Source organism: Streptomyces lacrimifluminis, from assembly GCF_014646095.1.
Classification (GTDB): Bacteria; Actinomycetota; Actinomycetes; order Streptomycetales; family Streptomycetaceae; genus Streptomyces; species Streptomyces lacrimifluminis.
The window spans coordinates 64548-84189 of sequence record NZ_BMMU01000023.1 but is presented as its reverse complement, the minus strand read 5'-3'; the positions used below and the strand labels follow the sequence as shown (position 1 = coordinate 84189).

The 19642-nt window shown below is 68.1% G+C and carries 17 protein-coding genes; 9 read left to right on the top strand and 8 right to left on the bottom strand.

The features are described from left to right. Positions 1-128: 128 nt before the first annotated feature. From IEY89_RS28840 to IEY89_RS28825, 4 genes are all read right to left on the bottom strand, one after another. Positions 129-1034, bottom strand: a complete 906-nt coding sequence (locus IEY89_RS28840) for a LysR family transcriptional regulator (RefSeq protein ID WP_189150446.1) — start codon at positions 1032-1034, stop codon at positions 129-131. A gap of 226 nt (positions 1035-1260) precedes the next feature. Further along, positions 1261-2430, bottom strand: a complete 1170-nt coding sequence (locus IEY89_RS28835) for a cystathionine gamma-lyase (RefSeq protein ID WP_189150445.1) — start codon at positions 2428-2430, stop codon at positions 1261-1263. Next, positions 2427-2918, bottom strand: coding sequence for a low molecular weight protein-tyrosine-phosphatase (locus IEY89_RS28830; RefSeq protein WP_189150444.1), 492 nt, complete (start codon positions 2916-2918; stop codon positions 2427-2429). The genes IEY89_RS28835 and IEY89_RS28830 overlap by 4 nt, the downstream gene beginning before the upstream one ends. A gap of 9 nt (positions 2919-2927) precedes the next feature. Next, on the bottom strand, positions 2928-3305 hold the full coding sequence (locus tag IEY89_RS28825; RefSeq protein ID WP_189150443.1) for a phage holin family protein: 378 nt from the start codon (positions 3303-3305) through the stop codon (positions 2928-2930). Positions 3306-3353: 48 nt separating this feature from the next. On the opposite strand from IEY89_RS28825, the gene IEY89_RS28820 reads away from it, so the two are divergent. From IEY89_RS28820 to IEY89_RS28805, 4 genes are all read left to right on the top strand, one after another. Further along, positions 3354-3671, top strand: a complete 318-nt coding sequence (locus IEY89_RS28820; protein ID WP_189150442.1) for a cupin domain-containing protein — start codon at positions 3354-3356, stop codon at positions 3669-3671. Positions 3672-3844: 173 nt separating this feature from the next. Next, entirely contained in the window at positions 3845-4057 is a 213-nt protein-coding gene (locus tag IEY89_RS28815) for a DUF5326 family protein (protein WP_189150441.1), read from the top strand. Between the two features lie 235 nt (positions 4058-4292). Continuing rightward, positions 4293-5201: an IclR family transcriptional regulator gene (locus IEY89_RS28810; protein WP_268240767.1), complete on the top strand. Its 909-nt coding sequence runs from the start codon at positions 4293-4295 to the stop codon at positions 5199-5201. Positions 5202-5302: 101 nt separating this feature from the next. Beyond that, positions 5303-5740 (top strand): SsgA family sporulation/cell division regulator, encoded by a 438-nt coding sequence (locus IEY89_RS28805; protein WP_055529170.1) that lies wholly within the window; start codon positions 5303-5305, stop codon positions 5738-5740. Between the two features lie 115 nt (positions 5741-5855). On the opposite strand, the gene IEY89_RS28800 is transcribed toward IEY89_RS28805, so the two are convergent. Continuing rightward, the gene (locus IEY89_RS28800) at positions 5856-7130 is read right to left on the bottom strand and encodes a YibE/F family protein (protein WP_373287305.1); all 1275 of its coding nucleotides are present in this window, start codon (positions 7128-7130) and stop codon (positions 5856-5858) included. A 968-nt stretch (positions 7131-8098) separates the two neighbouring features. Here IEY89_RS28800 and thiC point away from each other — a divergent pair. Further along, positions 8099-9919 carry a phosphomethylpyrimidine synthase ThiC gene (gene thiC / locus IEY89_RS28795; RefSeq protein WP_229695461.1) on the top strand — a complete coding sequence of 607 codons (1821 nt, stop codon included), beginning with the start codon at positions 8099-8101 and terminating at the stop codon, positions 9917-9919. Positions 9920-10024: 105 nt separating this feature from the next. Further along, positions 10025-11401, top strand: a complete 1377-nt coding sequence (locus IEY89_RS28790; RefSeq protein WP_189150440.1) for a VWA domain-containing protein — start codon at positions 10025-10027, stop codon at positions 11399-11401. 165 nt (positions 11402-11566) lie between these two features. Here the strand turns inward: IEY89_RS28790 and IEY89_RS28785 are convergent, their stop codons facing one another. From IEY89_RS28785 to IEY89_RS28775, 3 genes are all read right to left on the bottom strand, one after another. After that, positions 11567-12439: a hypothetical protein gene (locus IEY89_RS28785; protein ID WP_189150439.1), complete on the bottom strand. Its 873-nt coding sequence runs from the start codon at positions 12437-12439 to the stop codon at positions 11567-11569. 205 nt (positions 12440-12644) lie between these two features. After that, on the bottom strand, positions 12645-13778 hold the full coding sequence (locus IEY89_RS28780; protein WP_268240766.1) for a metallophosphoesterase: 1134 nt from the start codon (positions 13776-13778) through the stop codon (positions 12645-12647). Positions 13779-14177: 399 nt separating this feature from the next. After that, a complete protein-coding gene (locus tag IEY89_RS28775) occupies positions 14178-15290 on the bottom strand; it encodes a LacI family DNA-binding transcriptional regulator (protein ID WP_189150437.1) in 1113 nt (370 codons plus the stop codon). 462 nt (positions 15291-15752) lie between these two features. Between IEY89_RS28775 and hisC the strand changes: the two genes are divergently transcribed. The 3 genes from hisC to cydB all read left to right on the top strand — a co-directional run bounded on the left by hisC (position 15753) and on the right by cydB (position 19615). Then, complete coding sequence (gene hisC / locus IEY89_RS28770; protein WP_189150436.1) at positions 15753-16832, top strand: histidinol-phosphate transaminase; 1080 nt, start codon at positions 15753-15755, stop codon at positions 16830-16832. 248 nt (positions 16833-17080) lie between these two features. Beyond that, a complete protein-coding gene (locus IEY89_RS28765; protein ID WP_189150435.1) occupies positions 17081-18589 on the top strand; it encodes a cytochrome ubiquinol oxidase subunit I in 1509 nt (502 codons plus the stop codon). 21 nt (positions 18590-18610) lie between these two features. Then, complete coding sequence (gene cydB / locus IEY89_RS28760; RefSeq protein WP_189150434.1) at positions 18611-19615, top strand: cytochrome d ubiquinol oxidase subunit II; 1005 nt, start codon at positions 18611-18613, stop codon at positions 19613-19615. Positions 19616-19642 lie beyond the last annotated feature (27 nt).

Here is a 19642-nt window from a genome sequence, read left to right as displayed (position 1 = left end):
GATGTGCTCTCGGTGAAGCAAAGGCGGCGGACCGCATGGGGTGAAATGGCTGTTTCACGTGAAACATTGCAGGGGTTTGGAGAGGTCCGCGGAAAGGTCCACAGAGGGCTTCCAGGCCCAGCGAGGGCTCAGCCCCAGTCGGTCGCCGCGCGCTGGAGCCATTCGTGTGCCCGTGTGAGGTGCGGCATTGCCAGTGTGCCGGTGCGGACCACCAGAAAATACGTCCGCAGTGGGGGTACCGCCGGATCGAGCAGAGCAACCACCTCCCCGCGCTCCAGGGCGGGCGCGCACAGATACCGGGGCAGCACCGCGAGTCCCGCGCCCGCGACCGCGCAGGCGAGCACCGCACGCAGGTCGGGCACGATGACGGTGCCCGAGGCGGCGGGATGGGAGTCGAAGACGGAGGCCCAGTAGCGGGCGACGAGTGGCAGCGACTCGTGGACCTCCACCAAGGGGAGGTCCTGCAGGACGGACGCCCCCTTGCAGCGCAGTTTCCCGGCGCCGACCTCGGCGGCCCAGCGCGGAGCGGCGACCAGGACGTGCTCCTCGTCGCAGAGCGCAGTCGCTGTGAGCAGGGTGCCGTGCGGACGGGTCGTCGTGATGGCCAGATCATGATGCCCGGCGGACAGGCCCTCCAGGGTTTCCTCGGCATTGCCGAAGGAGACACGCAGGGCGAAGCCCTGGCCGTCGTCCCCGGTCAGCTCCGTAAGCGCGGGAAGCGCGCGTTCGGCGGTGAACTCCGGTGGCCCGGCAAGGTGCAGCGTGCGTAGGGAGGAGTCCTCGTCCAGCCCGGTCTCGGTGATCTCCACGAGCGCGTCGAGATGTGGCGCGGCCTTGTGCGCGAGCTCGTCGCCGATGGTCGTGGGGGTCACGCCACGGGCTTGGCGCAGGAACAGAGGGCGCCCCAGCTGCCGCTCCAGGGCGCGGATCTGCGAGGTGACGGCAGGCTGTGAGAGGCCGAGCAGGGCGGCGGCACGAGTGAAGGAGCCGGCTCGGTGGACAGTCAGGAAGGTGCGCAGCAAGGCCAGGTCCATGACGTGTGCTCCCCCTTCGCTGCCCTTCTTTCGTCCTCCAGGCCTGTCCAACTATAAATAAGTCGATAGGACCCTGTCGTTGCCGTGATTGGACACTGACACAGAGTCAACTAGCCTTGTGCGCGCGGTTCTTCGCGCGTGGAACCGCGGCGGTCCGAGCCACGAGGGGGGAGGCTCGGACCGCCATCGGGCGTAGCGGAGCACCTCTCGGCCCCTGCTCGACAGGTCAGTCCGTCGACTCGTCCAGCGCGCGGAGCACATCCGCCACCAGGTCGTCCTGGTCCTCGGCGCCGACCGAAAAACGAATGAAGCCCTCCGGCACGGCGTCCCCGCCCCACCGGCCGCGCCGTTCGGCCGTGGACCGGACCCCACCGAAACTCGTGGCGTCGTCCACGAGCCGCAGCGCGTCGAGAAAACGGTCGGCACGTGCGCGCGTGGGCAGCACGAAGGAAACCACACACCCGTAGCGCCGCATCTGCTGCGCAGCGATCTCGTACGAGGGGTCCTCCGGCAGCCCCGGATAGCGCAGCCCGGTCACCTCGGGCCGTCCCCGCAGAGACTCGGCGAGAGCCAGTGCGGTGGCGTCCTGCCGGTCGACACGCAAGGGGAGAGTGGCAATCGACCGATGGGCGAGCCATGCCTCCATGGGCCCGGGAATCGCCCCGGCGATCTTGCGCCACCGTCGTACGGCGGCCATCGCGGAGGCGTCCGCACCGGTGACGTAACCGAGCAGCACGTCGCCGTGCCCGGTGAGCTGCTTGGTTCCACTGGCCACGGAGAAGTCGGCGCCGAGTTCCAGCGGGCGCTGGCCGAGGGGCGTCGCCAGGGTGTTGTCGACGGCCACGAGACAGCCACGCGCGTGTGCCGCCTCGGCGAGCCGTCGTACGTCGCACACGTCGAGTCCGGGGTTCGACGGGGTCTCGATCCACAGCAGCCGTGCGCCGTCGAGCACGTCGAGCTGAGCGTTGCCGCCGGTCGGCGCGGTGCGCACCTCGATGCCGTACGCCTCCAACTGGGCCCGCACCAGGGGCAGCGCCTGGTAGCCGTCGTTGGGCAGGATGACGGTGTCCCCGGTGCGCAGCTGGGAGAAGAGCACCGACGAGACGGCGGCCATCCCGGAGGCGAAGACGAGCGTCTCGACGCCATCCCGCTCCGGTGCCTCCAACTCGCCGATGGCGCGCTCCAGCAACGTCCAGGTCGGGTTCTCGTCGCGGCCGTAGGTGTACGGGCCGGTGGGGTCGCCCGGCAGATGGTAGTGGGCGGCGAACACCGGGCCGGGGAGGGCCGGCGCGTGCTTCACCGGGTCGGGCAGCCCCGCCCGCACCGCGCGCGTGCCGTTACCCATGCCCTGATTCGCGCGAATGTCTGAACTCTTGTTCGCATTCGAATGGGTCATGCCGCCCGTCCTTCCACTTCCGCCTGCACTGCGATGAGCAGGCCCACGCTCGCCGCCTCCACCATCTCAAGGCACTCCTCGAAGCCGTCCGTGCCCCCGTAGTACGGGTCAGGGACGTCCAGATCGGCGTCCGCGACGGGATCGTACGAGCGCAGCAGACGTACCTTCTCCGCGTCCTGCGGAGTGGGCGCCAGACGGCGCAGGGCCTTGAGATGGCCTGCGTCGAGGGCGACGACGAGGTCGAGACGGGTGAACCACGCGGCCTGGAACTGGCGGGCCGCGTGATCGCCGTCGTAGCCGGCCGCCTCCAGCACGGAGACCGTGCGCGGGTCGGCGGCGTCGCCCTCGTGCCAGCCTCCCGTGCCCGCGCTGTCGACCTCGACCAGGCCCGCCAGCCCGGCCTCCTCCACGCGCGCGCGGAAGACGGACTCCGCCATCGGGGAGCGGCAGATGTTGCCTGTGCAGACGAAACAGACGCGGTAGGGCATCGAGCGTCCTCAGTCCTCGTCGGGAAGGACGATGTGCAGCGCCCAGGAGACGATCGAGATGATCAGACCGCCCAGGACGGCAGTCCAGAAGCCCTCGACGTGGAAGCTCAGGTCGAACTTGTCGGCCAGCCACGAGGTGAGCAGCAGCATCAGGGCGTTGACCACCAGGGTGATCAGTCCGAGCGTGAGGATGAACAGCGGGAAGGTCAGCACCTGCACGAGCGGCTTGACCAGGAAGTTCACCAGGCCGAACAGCAGAGCGACGACGATCAACGTGCCGATCTTCTTGCCCGTGCTGTCACCGGTCAGGGTGATCTTGTCGAGTACCCACACGGCCACGCCGAGGGCGCCCGCGTTGGCGATCGTCTTGACTACGAAATTCTTCATGTGTCTGATCGTGGCAGAAGAGATCGGTTACGAGCGTGGGCGAGGGCGATGAAGGCATTCCGGTTGGATGAACTGGAGGCGGAACGTGCCGCCAACGACGGTGCCTACCTGCAGTTCCTGCGCGAACGGAACATGTCGGTCGGCCTGTACGCACTGAACGCGGGCGAGCAGGACCCGCAGCAGCCCCACCGCCAGGACGAGGTGTACTTCGTGGTGAGCGGGCGGGCCGCGATCACGGTCGGTATGGAGACGACCCAGGTGGCACGCGGCAGTGTCGTGTACGTGCCGGCCGGGGTGGCCCACAAGTTCCATCACATCAGCGAGGATCTGCGGGTCATGGTGGTCTTCTCTCCGCCTGAGAGCTGACCTGTTGCCTCGGGGTTCCCTAGGGGATCGATCAGGGGAGGACAAGGGATGCGAGGCCCCCGCCGGGCCCCCTGCCGGCCCTAGCATCGAAGGCGGAACATCACATGTCCCGGCACGAGCGAAGGCCACAGGCCCCGGCGGATGCGACGGGCCGAGAAGTAAGGAAGAGCGCGATGCGAGAGATCTTCGCGGGAATGCCGTGGTGGGTGAAGTGGGTCGCGGTGCCGGTCATCGCCCTCGTCGTGTTCGGCGGGCTGATAGCGACCGTCGTCGGGTTCGTCATCGCCCTGCTCTTCAAGGCGCTGGTCTTCGTCGCCCTGGTCGGCGGACTCATCTACGTCGTACGGAAGTTCATGACGAGTTCGTCGTCGCGCAGCGACTGGTGAGTGCCGTGGGGCGAGGGGGGCACGGGAGCCGGTCGGCGGGACGGCGCGGGCGCCGGTAACAGAAATCACCGGTTCGCTCGGGCGGGGGAAGTTTCCCGTACGGGCCGTCTGTGGGCGGTGACAGGCGGTTAGAGTCCGGAATTCGACGCGGGGACAACCCTCGCGGACGGCGTACCCCCTCCTCCCGTGCCTTCCGCACGGGCAGCCCCCCTCGCCTTCGAGAGTGACCCTCGCCATGGTCGACACCGCCCCCGCGGAACCACAGGCTCCACCCGTTCAGCGCCGGCCCGAACAACGGACCGCGCCCTCCCCGAGGCCTCGCGGCCGACCCACCGAGGTACCCGTCTCGGCCCCCGTACCTGCCCTCCGCCCCGCGCCGCCCGCCGAAGCGCACTCCACGGCGACCCTTATCGGCTCCGTGCAACGGGCGATGCGTCTGCTGGAATCCGTCGCCGCGCACGAGCACGGCGCACCGGCGAAACAGTTGGCCCGCGAGACCGGCCTCGCCCTCCCGACCGCCTACCACCTGCTGCGGACGCTCGTCTTCGAGGGTTATCTGCGGCGGGACAAAGGGCTGTTCTTCCTTGGTGAGGCGGCCGATCGGCTCGGCAGCAGCGGGGCAAGGCAGAAGCGTCGCAGCACAGTGGTGGACGCACTCGCGCACTGGCGGGACACCATCGGCGTACCCGTGTACTACGCGGTGTACCGCGACGGCGAGATCGAGGTCATGTGCGTCTCCGACACCCCCGGTAACCCGGCGGTCGAGGAGTGGGCGGACTTCCGGGAGACCGGACACGCGCACGCCATCGGACAGTGCCTGCTCTCCCAGTTGGACGAGGAGTGCCGCCGGGACCATCTCGACCGTCACCCCGTCCAGGCGGTCACCCCCTACACGGTGCGTGACAGCCATACGCTGCTGCGCCGTCTCGACCGCATGCGGCGCATGGAACTGGTCGTGGAGCGGCAGGAGTACGCGCTGGGGACGGTCTGTGCGGCGGTTCCGATCACCATCGGTTCCACGGCTGCCACATTGGCCATTTCTCTGCCTTCCCACCAGGCCGATCGACTGCTAGAAGCGGCGCAGCAGTTGCAGACAGAGGTCGGAAGACTGCTGGGGTCGCTCGCGATCTCTATCAGTATCTGAAAACTCACTCCTTGTGATTCACCGTGTACTTTCAGCAAGATTCGAGCAGTATCAAGAGCGATGATTCCAGGCCAGTCCACGGCAAGTGACGGGGTTAGGCGATGCGCGAGTCGGTGCAGGCAGAAGTCATGATGAGCTTTCTTGTCTCGGAGGAGCTCTCCTTCCGCATTCCGGTGGAGCTGCGCTACGAGACCTGTGATCCCTATGCCGTCAGGCTGACCTTCCATTTGCCTGGCGACGCCCCTGTGACCTGGGCCTTCGGGCGCGAGCTGCTGATCGACGGAGTGGGGCGGCCCTGCGGGGACGGGGATGTGCGGATCTCTCCCGCCGACTCCGATGTCCTGGGTGAGGTGCTGATCCGGCTTCAGGTCGGCGGCGACCAGGCGCTGTTCCGCTCCGGTGCGGCGCCGCTGGTGGCCTTCCTCGACCGCACGGACAAACTCGTGCCGCTGGGGCAGGAGCGCTCCCTCGCCGATTTCGACGCCCACCTCGACGAGGCGCTGGACCGCATTCTGGCGGAGGAACAGAGCGCGGGCTGAGCCGGACCCCCGACAGTGCTGTAACGCTTCTCCTTGGCGCGAGGAGAAGCGTTACAGCCGTACTTCGCGCCCAGCCCTGCTTCGGCGCAGATGCGGAGTCGGTGCCCAGCCTCCGTCAGTGCTTGCGGCGACGGCCCTTCCCGGCGCGGGCCGGGACCGCCTGGGCCGCTGTTCCTGCCCCGGCTGCCCCGGCTGCCGCGGCCCCTGCCCCCGGCCCGGTCCCCGCTGCCGCTCCTGCGGTCAGCGGTGCCGTGCCCGGGCGGTCGGCCGAGACCATCAGAGCCGCCAGGAGCGTGGTCACCGGCACGGACGCGACCAGGCCGATCGAGCCCACCAGGGTCCGCACGATCTCCGCCGCGACGAGTTCGCTGTTGGCGACAGCCCCGACGCTGCTCTGCGCGATCGAGAAGAGAAGCAGCAGGGGCAGCGCGGCACCCGCGTAGGCGAGGACGAGCGTGTTGACGACGGAGGCGATGTGGTCGCGGCCGATGCGGATGCCGGCGCGGTACAGCCCGCGCCATCCCATCGTCGGATTCGCCTCGTGGAGTTCCCAGACCGCCGATGTCTGCGTCACCGTCACATCGTCCAGGACGCCGAGCGAACCGATGATGACACCTGCGAGCAGCAGGCCGCTCATGTCGATGGACGGATACAGGCCATGGATCAGACCCGTGTTGTCGTCCGTGTTACCGGTCAGCGCGGCCCAGCCGATGAACAGCGAGCCGAGAACGCCGATCAGCACCAGCGAGATCAGGGTGCCGAGCACTGCCACGGATGTACGGGCCGAGAGGCCGTGGCACATGTAGAGCGCGATCAGCATGATGGCACTGGCTCCGACCACCGCCACGACCAGTGGATTCGACCCCTGCAGGACCGCCGGCAGGATGAAGAAGGTCAGGACCATGAAGCTGACGGCCAGTGCGACCAGGGCCATCACACCGCGCATGCGTCCGACGGCCACGACGGCGAGCGCGAAGATGCCGGCCAGCAGGGCCATGGGGAACCTGCGGTTCACGTCGGAGACCGAGTACTGCAGGTCCTTCGGTGCCGAGGGCTCGTAGGCCACCACGACCTTCTGGTCCTGGTGCAACTGCCGTGACTGGTCCGGCTGGACGATCTCCGTGAACGTACGGCCCTTGTCGTCACCGGTGTCGACCCGGATCGTCGCCCGCTTGCAGTCGCCGGTCGCCTGTTGCTGCGCCGAGGAGCCCTCGGCGGTGGACGTGTCGCCGGTCGGGGTCTCCCCCGAGGCGTTGACGGACTTGCAGTCCACCGCGACGACCTTGGTGACCGTGGCCTCCTGGGTCTGCCGGTCGAAGCCGACGCCGGTGCGCTCGTGGGCCGGGGCGCCGCCGGGCCACAGCACCGCGAGCCCGACCACGACCGCCACGGCGAAGGGGATCAGAATCGCCCCGATGATCTTCCGCAGGTGGATGGAGACAGGGGCTGCCGGGCCATGGCTGTGACTGTGGCCGTGCGAGTGACCGCGGTTGTCGTCGGGGCCGTAGGTGTCACCGGGCCCGTGTCCGCCCTCGTGTCCTCCACCGTGTCCGTCACCGGGTCCGGGTCCGTGCCCACCACCGGAACCGCCGCCAGGTCCGCCGCTGTACCCGCCGCCGGGGCCGTTTTCGTGCCCAGGGTGACCGTGGCCCTGGCCGCCTTGTCCCGGGCCGGATCCGTGATCGTGACCACCACCTGCTCCAGGTCCAGGACTCTGCCCGGCACCGGAAGCGGAAGCGGGAAGAGGGCCGAACTGACCGGTCCCGGGCCCCTCGGTTCCGAAGCCCTGTCCTTGGCCACGCGGACCCGGTCGGTCTTCTCGACCCGACCCCGCTCCGGGCCCGTAGCCGCGATCGATCCTCCGACCGGGCCCGAATTCTGGCCGGAATCCGGGACCGCTACTCGGGCCGGTCGCCCCGCCGGCGCCGCCTGCTCCCGTGCCGGGCGAGGACACACCACCGAGGCCGCCGGAGCCGTTGCCGGACCGGGGCCCGCGCTCTCGGCCGGTGCCGCCGCCGTTTCCGTTGCCCGTCCCGGAGCCGTGCCCGGCGCCGCTTCCGCGCGGCGGCTCGGAGGGCGGGTATGGGGGTCCTTGCGTCGTGGTCACCGCCCGATCATCGCAAGAACGGCAGGGGCCCTCTGTTCACCTCGCCCAAATTGACGCTAGCGTGGAGGCACCTTTTGTACACGCGGGAGCTCGGAGCACCGGGCTGAGAGGGCGCTGACCTCCGTCTTAGCGATGTTTCACGTGGAACATGTGGAACGAGTGATGTTTCACATGAAACATCGGCAGACGGGATCCGCTGCGTCGACCGCTGAACCTGTTACCGGGTAATGCCGGCGTAGGGAGTAGGTCTCATGACCATCAAGGACACACGCACGCCTGCCTCCGACCAGGACGCACAGCTCGTCCAGGGCGAACAGTCCCAGGAGGCCGGGAAGTCCATCGGCTGGCACAAGGGGTATGTCGGCGGCTCACGCCCCGACGTGCGGGTGCCGGTCCGTCAGGTGCACCTCACCAACGGGAAGTCGGTAACCCTGTACGACACGTCGGGTCCGTACACCGATCCGCGGATCGACACCGACGTCCGCAGGGGGCTGGCGCCGCTGCGCGACAACTGGATCATCGCCCGCGGTGACACCGAGGAGTACGCGGGTCGCCCCATCCGCCCGGAGGACGACGGGATCAAGCACACCTCGCCGCGTGGCGGGCTCAGGAACCTCGACGCGGTGTTCCCGGGGAGGCCCCGGCAGCCGCGCCGGAGCCGGAACGGACAGGCGGTGACGCAACTCGCGTACGCCCGCCGCGGGGAGATCACGCCCGAGATGGAGTTCGTGGCCGTCCGGGAGAACATGGACCCGGAGGTGGTCCGCGACGAGATCGCCGCCGGACGCGCGGTACTGCCCGCGAACGTCAACCACCCGGAGATCGAGCCGATGATCATCGGCAAGCGGTTCCTGGTGAAGGTCAACGCCAACATCGGCAACTCCGCGGTCACTTCCTCCATCGAGGAAGAGGTCGAGAAGATGACCTGGGCGACGCGCTGGGGCGCCGACACGGTCATGGACCTGTCCACCGGCCGCAATATCCACACCACCCGTGAGTGGGTGCTGCGCAACTCCCCCGTCCCCATCGGCACGGTGCCGCTCTACCAGGCGTTGGAGAAGGTGGACGGCAGGGCCGAGGAACTGACCTGGGAGATCTACAAGGACACGGTCGTCGAACAGGCCGAGCAGGGTGTGGACTACATGACGGTGCACGCGGGCGTTCGCCTCGCGTACGTACCGCTCACCGCGAACCGTAAGACCGGCATCGTCTCGCGCGGTGGATCGATCATGGCGGCATGGTGCCTGGCGCACCACAAGGAGTCTTTCCTGTACGAGAACTTCGAAGAACTGTGCGAGATCCTCGCCGCGTACGACGTCACCTACTCCCTGGGCGACGGCCTACGGCCCGGATCGATCGCTGACGCCAACGACCAGGCGCAGTTCGCGGAGTTGCGGACGCTCGGGGAACTCAACACGATCGCGAAGCGTTTTCACGTACAGACGATGATCGAAGGCCCGGGACACGTCCCGATGCACAAGATCAAGGAGAACATCGATCTACAGCAGGAGATCTGTGATGAAGCTCCGTTCTATACGCTCGGCCCGCTGACGACGGACGTCGCGCCGGCGTACGACCACATCACTTCCGGCATCGGTGCCGCGATGATCGCCTGGTGGGGCACGGCCATGCTCTGCTATGTCACACCCAAGGAGCACTTGGGTCTGCCCAATCGTGACGACGTCAAGACCGGCGTCATCACCTACAAGATCGCCGCCCACGCAGCCGACCTCGCCAAGGGGCACCCAGGTGCGCAGGATTGGGACGACGCACTCTCCGACGCCCGCTTCGAGTTCCGGTGGGAGGACCAGTTCAACCTGGCCCTCGACCCGGACACAGCGCGGGAGTTCCACGACGAGACCCTGCCGGCCGAGCCCGCCAAGACCGCTCATTTCTGCTCGATGTGCGGGCCGAAGTTCTGCTCGATGAAGATCAGCCAGAGCATCACAGAGCGATTTGGCGGTACGGCGGCTGCGGACGCGACGGCCGAGGAGGTCGCTGAGGGGATGCTGCAGAAGTCGAAGGAGTTTGCGGCCAGCGGAAACCGGGTGTATTTGCCGCTCGCGGAGTGAGAACCGGGTGGCGATGCCCCCGATGCCCCGGCGCTTCGGGGCATCGTCACCCTTGGGACCTCGGCAAGGCTGCCCTCCTGCTCTCTCGGCGGGCAGACTGCCCCCATGACAGCGAGAGCACTGAGCAAGGGCGCCAACCTTCCCGTCGATTCTCCTGAGGTACGCGTCGAGTTCGGTTGGCATGAGAAGCCTGGCATGCCCGATGTCGACGCCTCGGCCTTGCTGCTCACCGGTGCGGGACGCGTTCGCGACGATGGTGACTTCGTCTTCTACAACCAGCCGCAGCATGCGTCGAACGCTGTGACCCACCTGGGAAAGGTGAGTTCCGGTGGTGTCCTCACCGACACGGTCGAGGTGCATCTGCACTCGCTCGACCCCGCCGTAGAGCGAGTTGTGCTGTGCGCTTCGGCCGATGGGGGAACGTTCGGGCAGGTGCCTGGACTGACCCTGAGGCTCCTGGACGCGAAGAGCGGGACAGAGATCGCACGGTTTCCCATGGAGGCCGGGACGGAGACCGCGTTCATCGGTGGCGAGCTGTATCTGCGGGCAGGGCAGTGGAAGTTCCGTGCGGTCGGTCAGGGCTATGCCTCCGGGCTCGCCGGACTGGCCACCGACTTCGGCATCACCGTTGACGACGCGTCCTCGGACACGTCCGCGCTCCCGGCGACACCTGTTTCGGCATCTCCCGTCCCGGCCCCAGCATCCGTGGGCCCACGCCTCAGCAAGGGCGAGGAACAGTTGCCCGTCGAAATGCGCAAGCGTCTGTCTCTGCGCAAGGAGCAGGTGGCGGTCAGTCTGAGAAAGCATGGCGCAGCCGGGATCACCGCACGCGTCATCCTGGTCCTGGACGCCTCCGGATCCATGTCCTTCCTCTACTCCAAGGGGGTCGTCGCCGATGTCGTGGAGCGCATGGCAGCGGTTGCCGCGCAGCTGGACGACGACGGTGAAATGCAGGCCTGGACGTTCGCTTCACATGCGGCACGCCTCCCTGACCTGCGACTCGGGGACCTTCCCGAGTGGCTGCGACTGCACGTCCGGGTGGGACAGATCAGCCTCTTCCGGCGCAGCAGAAAGCCCGGCAGAGGGCTGGAATCCGGTCAGGTCGACATGCGGACGGTGGGTATCCAGAACGAAGAACAGAAGGCGATCGCCCAAGTTCGTACGTATGTCAGGGAAAACCCTGCCGCTGCCCCCACCCTGGTGCTGTTCTTCTCCGACGGGGGCGTCTACCGCAACGACGTGATCGAGCGGGAGTTGCGGGAAGCCGTCGAGGAACCGATCTTCTGGCAGTTCGTGGGGCTTGGACGGTCCAACTACGGAGTGCTGGAACGCTTCGACACCCTGCCCGGCCGTCGCGTCGACAACGTCGGATTCTTCGCTGTGGACGACATCAGTACCGTCCCCGACCAGGAGCTGTACGACCGGCTCCTGTCCGAGTTCCCGACCTGGATCGCTGCCGCAGGCCAGGCGGGCATCATGTGATCCTATTCTTCCGGTGGGCGCCGGTTGCCCCGGCCCTGTACCGCGCCGGCCCCGGTCCATGGGAACGGCCGTACGCCTTTGGAGCGTGCGGAAGCCCAGGTGGTCAGGCGGCTCCAGTAGCCGCCCGCTCCACCTGAGTCCTGGGCCCGCTTCCGGACCGGCCGGTCACTCCGGCGGGTGGTCCGGGCCCCCGAAGTCCGGGCTGGAGAAGTCCGGGCTCGAGAAGCTGGGGCGGTGGCCCGTCGTCGAGCCCTCATCGGGGCTGCTGAAGCCGGGTCGGTTGTAGCCGAGTTGGGGCATGCGGCCGGTGGTGGGTTCCGGAGCCGGTTTGCGGTTCATGGCCGCCGTACCGGGATCGGCGAGGGCATCGCGGAGGAACGGCATGATGCCGCGCTCCAGCAGGGCCTCGCGCCAGGCTTCCCTGGCCTGCGCGACCTCCCCGGTCAGTTCGCCGTACGCCCCGGCCTCCTCCGCCTCCGGGCTGTTGCGCAGGGCGGTGAGGAGAAGGCCGACCCCGGCGACGAGTATCGCTGCCGCGGTCATCGCACCGAACACCCATCCGGTGGTGAGCATGGTCTGGGCGAACGCCGGCTGGGGGTCGAGCATCTTGAGGATGTAGCCCACGAGCAGGAAGATCGCCGCGGCCGTGCCCGCGAGGACGGGAGCCAGGACCGCGACGACGGCGACGGCGCCCGCCCCGGCGGTCTCGGCGGCGGCCTCGCCCATTCCTGCGAGTCCCATCGTGCCTGGGCCCGGCTCGGTGGAGCCGGATTCGTGGAAGGACGACGGGGTGGACGGCGCCGGGTGGCGCAGTTCGTCGCGGACCTTCACGTAGTGCTGGTATTCGGCCGCCGCGGCGACCGTGATGAGCGCGGTGGCGTTGAGTGCCATGGTGCGCAGTTGTTCGGGGTTCAGCCGTTGGCCGACGGCGGCCAGTTCCGGGCGGTGTGGGGCGGAGCGCAGCGCCTCATCGAGGATCCGCCCGTATTCCTGGCGGTCCTCGTTCAACAGGTGCTGCGGAACGCTGTTCATGTGCATCCCCCGATGCTCCGTAGGGCTTGGGGCTCGGCATGCTGACGAGCCGTCGGGCAGAAACGGAGGGGAGCCTGCTACGGATAAGCCGATGGTAGAGCGGCGACGGCGCGCGGTGACAGGGGGTTTGAAGAAATTGCCGTGCGACTGTCCCCCGTCCGATGCGGTTCGCAGTCGGAGGACGTGTGCCCGGGAAACGCTCGGATAGCCGTCAGAGATCCAGCGGTAGTTCCTGGACCAGCAGTTTTCCGGCCATGGTCACGCCGCCGTCCATCGCGATGGCCAGTCCGTCGGCGTAGACATGCGGATGTTCGATGTTCGGACCGGAGTTGTCCCCGCCGTCGTCCTCGGTGCCGACATCGCCCACCAGATACGGGATGGGGCTGTGGCCGTGAACGATGCGGGTGCCGCCGTAGGTGTCGAGGAGGGAGCGTACGGCCTCGGCGCCGCCCTCGTCGCGGAAGGAGAAGCGCTTGGTGAACTTGCGGAACAGATCCCACACCTCGTCCGCGTCGTTGCGCGTGATCGTCTCTCGGACGGTGTCGTTGACCGCCTCGATCGAGTCGCCGTAGTCGAGGTAGGCGGTGGTGTCCGAGTGCACGAGCAGGTGGCCGTCGACCTCCTCGATCGCGTCGAGGCGGGCCATCCACTGGAGGTGGTGGTCCTGAAGCCGGTCCATGTCGGTCTTCTGGCCGCCGTTCAGCAGCCAGGCCGCCTGGAAGGTGGCCGTGCCCGCGCCCGAGTTGACGGGGGTGTCACCGAACCGCTTGGCACCCAGGAGCAGCAGCTCGTGGTTGCCCATGAGGGCCTTGCAGTAGCCGCCGGCCGCGGCTGCCTCGGCGGACAGCCGCATGACCAGGTCGATGACCCCGATGCCGTCCGGACCGCGGTCGGTGAAGTCGCCGAGGAACCAGAGCCGGGCGGTGCCCGCCGACCAGTTGCCCGCGCTGTCGATCAGGCCCTGTTCCTGGAGGGCGCCCACCAGTTCGTCGAGGTAGCCGTGGACGTCGCCGACGACGAACAGAGGTCCCGGGCCGTCGGCGGCCAGGGCCGCGGGATCGACGGTCACCTGGAGCGTGTCACCGCGGTTGATGACGGGCAGGTCGCGTTGGGTCGGCGTGTACCCGTCGGGGTATTCCTCCAGGTCGGACAGGATCTGAGCTCCCTCGGCGGGCTCCTGGACCTCGGTGTCGGCCGTCCCGGCGGTGACGTCCCGGGGGGCCGTGCCGTCGGTGTGCGGACCGGCCTCATGGACGTAAGCGGGCACCCGGAAGTCGCGCAACGTCGCCGTCCGCGTCACCTCGGGTCCCTGACCGGCCCCCTGAGTCATCGACCCCTCCACCATCGCGCCGCATCTGCACCGCATCGGACTGCCTGGTCGCAGCGGCCCGCGGTGTCGTGGGCCCATCATAGGAATGCGGATCGCGCCATGTGATGACCCAGGGGTGGTGAATCGGCGAAGGAGCCCAGTTCACTGAGGCTTTCGCCCCGGTTCGGAGGGGCTTTCCCGTCTGGGCCCACCCCGGACCCGCCGGTTTCGTGGCTTGCTTCGAACCTCGGACACCGATGATTCGTACGATCATGACACCGGCGCCCGTCAACTGTCCGGACGCCGGTGTCCCGCGTTCCTGAACGGGGCCGGGCTCCCGCTTCCCCTACGGGGCCGACCCCTCGTACGGCCCCGCTGTCCGGGAACCGGCCCCGCACAAGCCCACTTTGCCCGCCCCTCACCACCGCCCCCGGATCACCCTTCCTCGGGCGACCGCGGAGGACTGACCGTCGTGCGCGGCGGACGGCGCTGCGAGGACGTCCGCACGATCAGTTCGGTCGGTATCACCTGCTCGACCGGCTGGTCCGAGTCGAGGTTCTCGATGGCGTCGATCAGGAGCTGGACCACCGCCGTGCCGATGCGGCGCGGCTTCAGGGAGAGGGTGGTGATCGGCGGCTCCGTGGTGGCGTACACCGTCGACTCGCTGCAGCAGACCAGCAGGAGGTCGTCCGGGACGCGCAGGCCGTAGCGGCGGGCCGCGGCCAGCAGGTCGGTGCCGTTCGGGTCGAAGAGGCCGTAGACGGCGTCCGGGCGGTCCGGGCGGGCCAGCAGCCGGTCGGCGGCCACGGCGCCCGCGCACGGGTCGTGGGCCGGGTAGGACTCGTACACCGGGTCCTGGCCGACCCGCTCGCACCAGCGGAGGTACGCCGTGGTCGAGAGATGGGTGTAGGTGTCGGTGGAGGTCCCCGTCAGCAGGCCGATGCGGCGGGCGCCGGCGTCGGCCAGGTGGTCGAGGATGCCCAGGACCGCCGCCTCGTGGTCGTTGTCGACCCACGCGGTGACCGGGAGCGAGCCGGCCGGGCGTCCGTCGGAGACGACGGGCAGTCCCTGCCGGACGAGTTCGGTGACCACCGGGTCGTGGTCGGACGGGTCGATGACGACCGTGCCGTCCAGGGCGACGTTCGACCAGACGTCGTGGCGCGAGGTCGCGGGGAGGATGACCAGGGCGTAGCCCCGGGCGAGCGCTGCCGAGGTGGCGGCCCTCGCCATCTCCGCGAAGTACGCGAACTCGGTGAAGGTGAAAGGTTCATCCCCGTATGTCGTCACGGTCAGACCGATCAGCCCGGACTTGCCGGTACGGAGGGTTCGGGCCGCGGCCGACGGGCGGTAGCCCAGCCGGTCCGCGACCTCTCGGACATGGCGGCGGGTGGCGTCCGGGAGCCGGCCCTTTCCGTTGAGGGCGTCGGAGACGGTCGTGATCGAGACACCGGCGGCGGCGGCCACGTCTCTGATGCCTGCCCGGCCCGGCCGACCGCTTCTTCGGGTTGTCTCCGCGCGGCTCACCTGGTGCTTCCCTGCTGCTGTCATGGCGAGCCGATAGTAGGGCTCATGCGGTGGGGTAGTGCGGACGCATATGCAGTCGTTGACAGGCACGTTTCTGCATGGTCAAAAGCTATCAACTGCCTGAGAAAAGAAGTCAGTTGAACGAAATTACTGACCTACGTGACTTGTCGGCGGACATAGGCCTGCCAAGTGACCGATGTTTCGAAGAGGTCTCAACTCACCTCTACGAGGGATGCGCGCCACGGCGCGAGCCACCGGCGCGTGCCGAGAAGCGCAATGCGCCCCCTAATTCGTACAATTTTGTACGGTGATACCCCTGATGCTCATGGGACAGGTGAGGTGGAGGCGTGGAGCCGTCCGAGGTTCTCGAAGCGGACCGACCCGTACGCAGCGGCGCCGAATCCTCATAAGGTGAGAAGCATTGGTACCCGGTAACCGGCAGCGGGTCGCCGTGCTGAGCCGGTGGTGGTCACGAGGAGGACTGCGGTGAGCGAGACGAGCCCCAAGCTGCGCGCCGAGCTGGAGGGTATCCCCACCTACAAGCCGGGCAGGCCTGCCGCGGCCGGCGGTCCGGTGGCCTACAAGCTGTCCTCGAACGAGAACCCGTACCCGCCGCTGCCCGGGGTGCTGGAGACCGTGACAGCCGCGGCGGGAGCCTTCAACCGCTACCCGGACATGGCCTGCACGGAGCTCATGAGCGAACTGGCAGAACGTTTCGCCGTGCCGGTCTCCCATGTCGCCACCGGCACCGGTTCGGTCGGTGTCGCCCAGCAGCTGATCCAGGCCACCAGCGGGCCCGGCGACGAGGTGATCTACGCCTGGCGGTCCTTCGAGGCCTATCCGATCATCACGCAGATCAGCGGCGCCACCTCGGTCAAGGTCCCGTTGACGCCCGGCGATGTGCACGACCTCGACGCGATGGCGGACGCGATCACCGACCGGACCCGGCTGATCTTCGTCTGCAACCCCAACAACCCGACCGGGACGGCCGTGCGGCGGGCCGAGCTGGAGCGGTTCCTGGACCGGGTGCCCGGTGATGCGCTGGTGGTGCTCGACGAGGCCTACCGGGAGTTCGTTCGCGACTCCGAAGTGCCGGACGGGGTCGCGCTCTACCGCGACCGGCCGAACGTCTGTGTGCTGCGGACCTTTTCCAAGGCATACGGCCTCGCCGGACTCCGGGTCGGGTTCGCGATCGCCCACGAGCCGGTGGCGGCGGCGCTGCGCAAGACGGCGGTGCCGTTCGGGGTGAGCCAGCTCGCCCAGGACGCGGCGGTGGCCTCGCTGCGGGCCGAGGACGCGCTGCTGGGCCGGGTCGGTTCGCTGGTGTCCGAGCGCTCGCGGGTGGTCGACGGTCTGCGCGGCCAGGGCTGGACGGTGCCCGAGACACAGGCGAACTTCGTGTGGCTGCGGCTGGGGGAGCGCACGGCGGACTTCGCGGCGGTGTGCGAGCGGGCCGGGGTCGTCGTCCGGCCGTTCCCGGGCGAGGGGGTTCGGGTGACGGTCGGGGAGACCGAGGCGAACGACGTCTTCCTGAAGGCGGCGGAGGTGTTCCGCAAGGAGCTCTAGTCCAGAGGTCCTGGGCGTCGGCGACCCGGCGCGTCCAGGACCGGCCGTACATCGTCTGACCGGCCCTTTTCTGTCAAGGGCCGGTCAGGTCTCGTTTAGGGACCCCCCACCCATGCAAGTTCGAACGGGCATGCGCCATAATTGCTTGTGAATGTGAACGCGTTCACAAGCGCACCCGTTTGTCCCACTCATGGAGGACGGCAACCGGGACAGACCGACGCAATGGTCACGGCTCGTAAGGAGGAGATGTGGACGTTGCTTTGGCGCCCGAGACTCTGGCGCGATGGCAGTTCGGCATCACCACCGTCTACCACTTCCTGTTCGTCCCGCTGACGATCTCCCTCGCCGCGCTCACCGCCGGCCTGCAGACCGCCTGGGTGCGCACCGAGAAGGAGAAGTACCTCAAGGCCACCAAGTTCTGGGGCAAGCTCTTCCTGATCAACATCGCGATGGGTGTCGTCACCGGCATCGTGCAGGAGTTCCAGTTCGGCATGAACTGGTCCGACTACTCGCGCTTCGTCGGCGATGTCTTCGGCGCCCCGCTCGCCTTCGAGGCGCTGATCGCCTTCTTCTTCGAGTCCACCTTCATCGGGCTGTGGATCTTCGGCTGGGACAAGCTGCCGAAGAGGATCCACCTGGCCTGCATCTGGATGGTCTCGATCGGCACGATCCTGTCGGCGTACTTCATCCTCGCGGCCAACTCCTGGATGCAGCACCCCGTCGGCTACCGGATCAACGAGAAGAAGGGGCGCGCCGAGCTCACCGACTTCTGGCTGGTCCTCACGCAGAACACCGCGCTGACCCAGGTCTTCCACACGCTCTCCGCGGCCTTCCTCACGGGTGGCGCCTTCATGGTCGGCATCGCCGCCTTCCACCTGACGCGCAAGAAGCACATCGACGTGATGAAGACCTCGCTGCGGCTCGGCCTGGTCACCGTCGTCATCGGCGGTCTGCTCACCGCGGTCAGCGGTGACTTCCTCGGCAAGGTCATGTTCAAGCAGCAGCCGATGAAGATGGCCGCCGCCGAGGCACTCTGGGACGGCGAGGCGCCCGCGCCCTTCTCCGTCTTCGCCTACGGTGACGTCGACGCGGGCCACAACAAGGTCGCCATCGAGATCCCGGGCCTGCTGTCCTTCCTGGCCAACGACGACTTCAGCTCGTACGTCCCCGGGATCAACGACGTCAACAAGGCCGAGCAGGAGAAGTTCGGGCCCGGCGACTACCGGCCCAACATCCCGGTCGCCTACTGGGGCTTTCGCTGGATGATCGGCTTCGGTATGACGTCCTTCGCGATCGGGCTCGCCGGGCTCTGGCTGACGCGCAAGAAGTTCATGCTGCCGCAGCATCTGCGGGTCGGTGACGACGAAGTGCCGCACCTCTCGCTGCTCCCCGGGAAGGTGCTGGGCCCGACGCTCACCAAGTGGTACTGGCGCATCGCGATCCTCACCCTCGGCTTCCCGCTGATTGCCAGCTCCTGGGGCTGGATCTTCACCGAGATGGGCCGCCAGCCGTGGGTTGTCTACGGCATCTTCCAGACCCGGGACGCGGTCTCCCCCGGGGTGTCGCAGGGCGAGATCCTCACCTCGATGATCGTCTTCACCTCGCTCTACGCGATCCTCGCCGTCATCGAGGTCAAGCTCCTCGTGAAGTACGTCAAGGCCGGGCCGCCCGAAATGACCGAGGCCGACCTCAACCCGCCCACGAAGATCGGCGGCGACCCACAGGACGCCGACAAGCCGATGGCCTTCTCCTACTAGGCCCAGGGAGCTGGAAACGCCATGCAACTTCACGACGTCTGGTTCGTCCTCATCGCCGTCCTGTGGATCGGCTACTTCTTCCTGGAGGGCTTCGACTTCGGGGTCGGTGTCCTCACCAAGCTGCTCGCCCGTGACCGGGCGGAGAAGCGGGTCCTCATCAACACCATCGGACCCGTCTGGGACGGCAACGAGGTGTGGCTGCTCTCGGCGGGCGGCGCGACCTTCGCCGCCTTCCCCGAGTGGTACGCCACGCTCTTCTCCGGTTTCTATCTGCCGCTGCTGCTCATCCTGGTCTGCCTGATCGTCCGTGGTGTCGCCTTCGAGTACCGCGTGAAGCGGCCCGAGGAGAACTGGCAGCGCAACTGGGAGACCGCGATCTTCTGGACCTCGCTCCTGCCGGCCTTCCTCTGGGGCGTGGCCTTCGCCAACATCACGCGCGGGGTGAAGATCGACGCGGACTTCGAGTACGTCGGGAATCTCGCCGACCTGCTCAACCCGTACGCCCTGCTCGGCGGCCTGGTCACCCTGTCGCTGTTCACCTTCCACGGCACGGTGTTCGTCGGCCTCAAGACCGTCGGGGACATCCGGGAACGGGCGCGGAAGCTGGCGGTGCGCGTCGGACTCGTGGCTGCCGTCGTCGCGCTCGCGTTCCTGAGCTGGACCCAGGCCGACAAGGGCGACAGCGGCTCCCTGGCCGCGGCGGTCGTGGCGGTGCTCGCCCTCGTCGCCGCGCTGGGTGCGGCGTGGAAGGGGCGGGAGGGCTGGGCGTTCGCGTTCTCGGGCGTCACCATCGTGGCCGCCGTCGCGATGCTGTTCCTGACGCTCTTCCCGAATGTCATGCCGTCCTCGCTCAACGCGGACTGGAACCTCACGGTCACCAACGCCTCGTCGAGCCCCTACACCCTGAAGATCATGACGTGGTGTGCGGGGATCGCCACCCCCATGGTCCTGCTCTACCAGGGCTGGACGTACTGGGTGTTCCGCAAGCGGATCGGCACGCAACACCTCGCCGAGGCCGCGCACTGAGCCGTCCTTGTCAGGGCTATCTCTGTC

Bases quoted from the DNA above. Each gene is read 5' to 3' on its own strand.
- IEY89_RS28790 (WP_189150440.1), top strand. From the start codon at position 10,025: ATGACAGCGAGAGCACTGAGCAAGGGCGCCAACCTTCCCGTCGATTCT.
- IEY89_RS28835 (WP_189150445.1), bottom strand. From the start codon at position 2,430: ATGACCCATTCGAATGCGAACAAGAGTTCAGACATTCGCGCGAATCAG.
- IEY89_RS28775 (WP_189150437.1), bottom strand. From the start codon at position 15,290: ATGACAGCAGCAGGGAAGCACCAGGTGAGCCGCGCGGAGACAACCCGA.
- IEY89_RS28820 (WP_189150442.1), top strand. From the start codon at position 3,354: ATGAAGGCATTCCGGTTGGATGAACTGGAGGCGGAACGTGCCGCCAAC.
- cydB (WP_189150434.1), top strand. From the start codon at position 18,611: ATGCAACTTCACGACGTCTGGTTCGTCCTCATCGCCGTCCTGTGGATC.
- IEY89_RS28825 (WP_189150443.1), bottom strand. From the start codon at position 3,305: ATGAAGAATTTCGTAGTCAAGACGATCGCCAACGCGGGCGCCCTCGGC.
- IEY89_RS28840 (WP_189150446.1), bottom strand. From the start codon at position 1,034: ATGGACCTGGCCTTGCTGCGCACCTTCCTGACTGTCCACCGAGCCGGC.
- IEY89_RS28785 (WP_189150439.1), bottom strand. From the start codon at position 12,439: ATGCACATGAACAGCGTTCCGCAGCACCTGTTGAACGAGGACCGCCAG.
- IEY89_RS28810 (WP_268240767.1), top strand. From the start codon at position 4,293: ATGGTCGACACCGCCCCCGCGGAACCACAGGCTCCACCCGTTCAGCGC.
- IEY89_RS28780 (WP_268240766.1), bottom strand. From the start codon at position 13,778: ATGGTGGAGGGGTCGATGACTCAGGGGGCCGGTCAGGGACCCGAGGTG.
- IEY89_RS28805 (WP_055529170.1), top strand. From the start codon at position 5,303: ATGCGCGAGTCGGTGCAGGCAGAAGTCATGATGAGCTTTCTTGTCTCG.
- IEY89_RS28815 (WP_189150441.1), top strand. From the start codon at position 3,845: ATGCGAGAGATCTTCGCGGGAATGCCGTGGTGGGTGAAGTGGGTCGCG.
- thiC (WP_229695461.1), top strand. From the start codon at position 8,099: ATGACCATCAAGGACACACGCACGCCTGCCTCCGACCAGGACGCACAG.
- IEY89_RS28830 (WP_189150444.1), bottom strand. From the start codon at position 2,918: ATGCCCTACCGCGTCTGTTTCGTCTGCACAGGCAACATCTGCCGCTCC.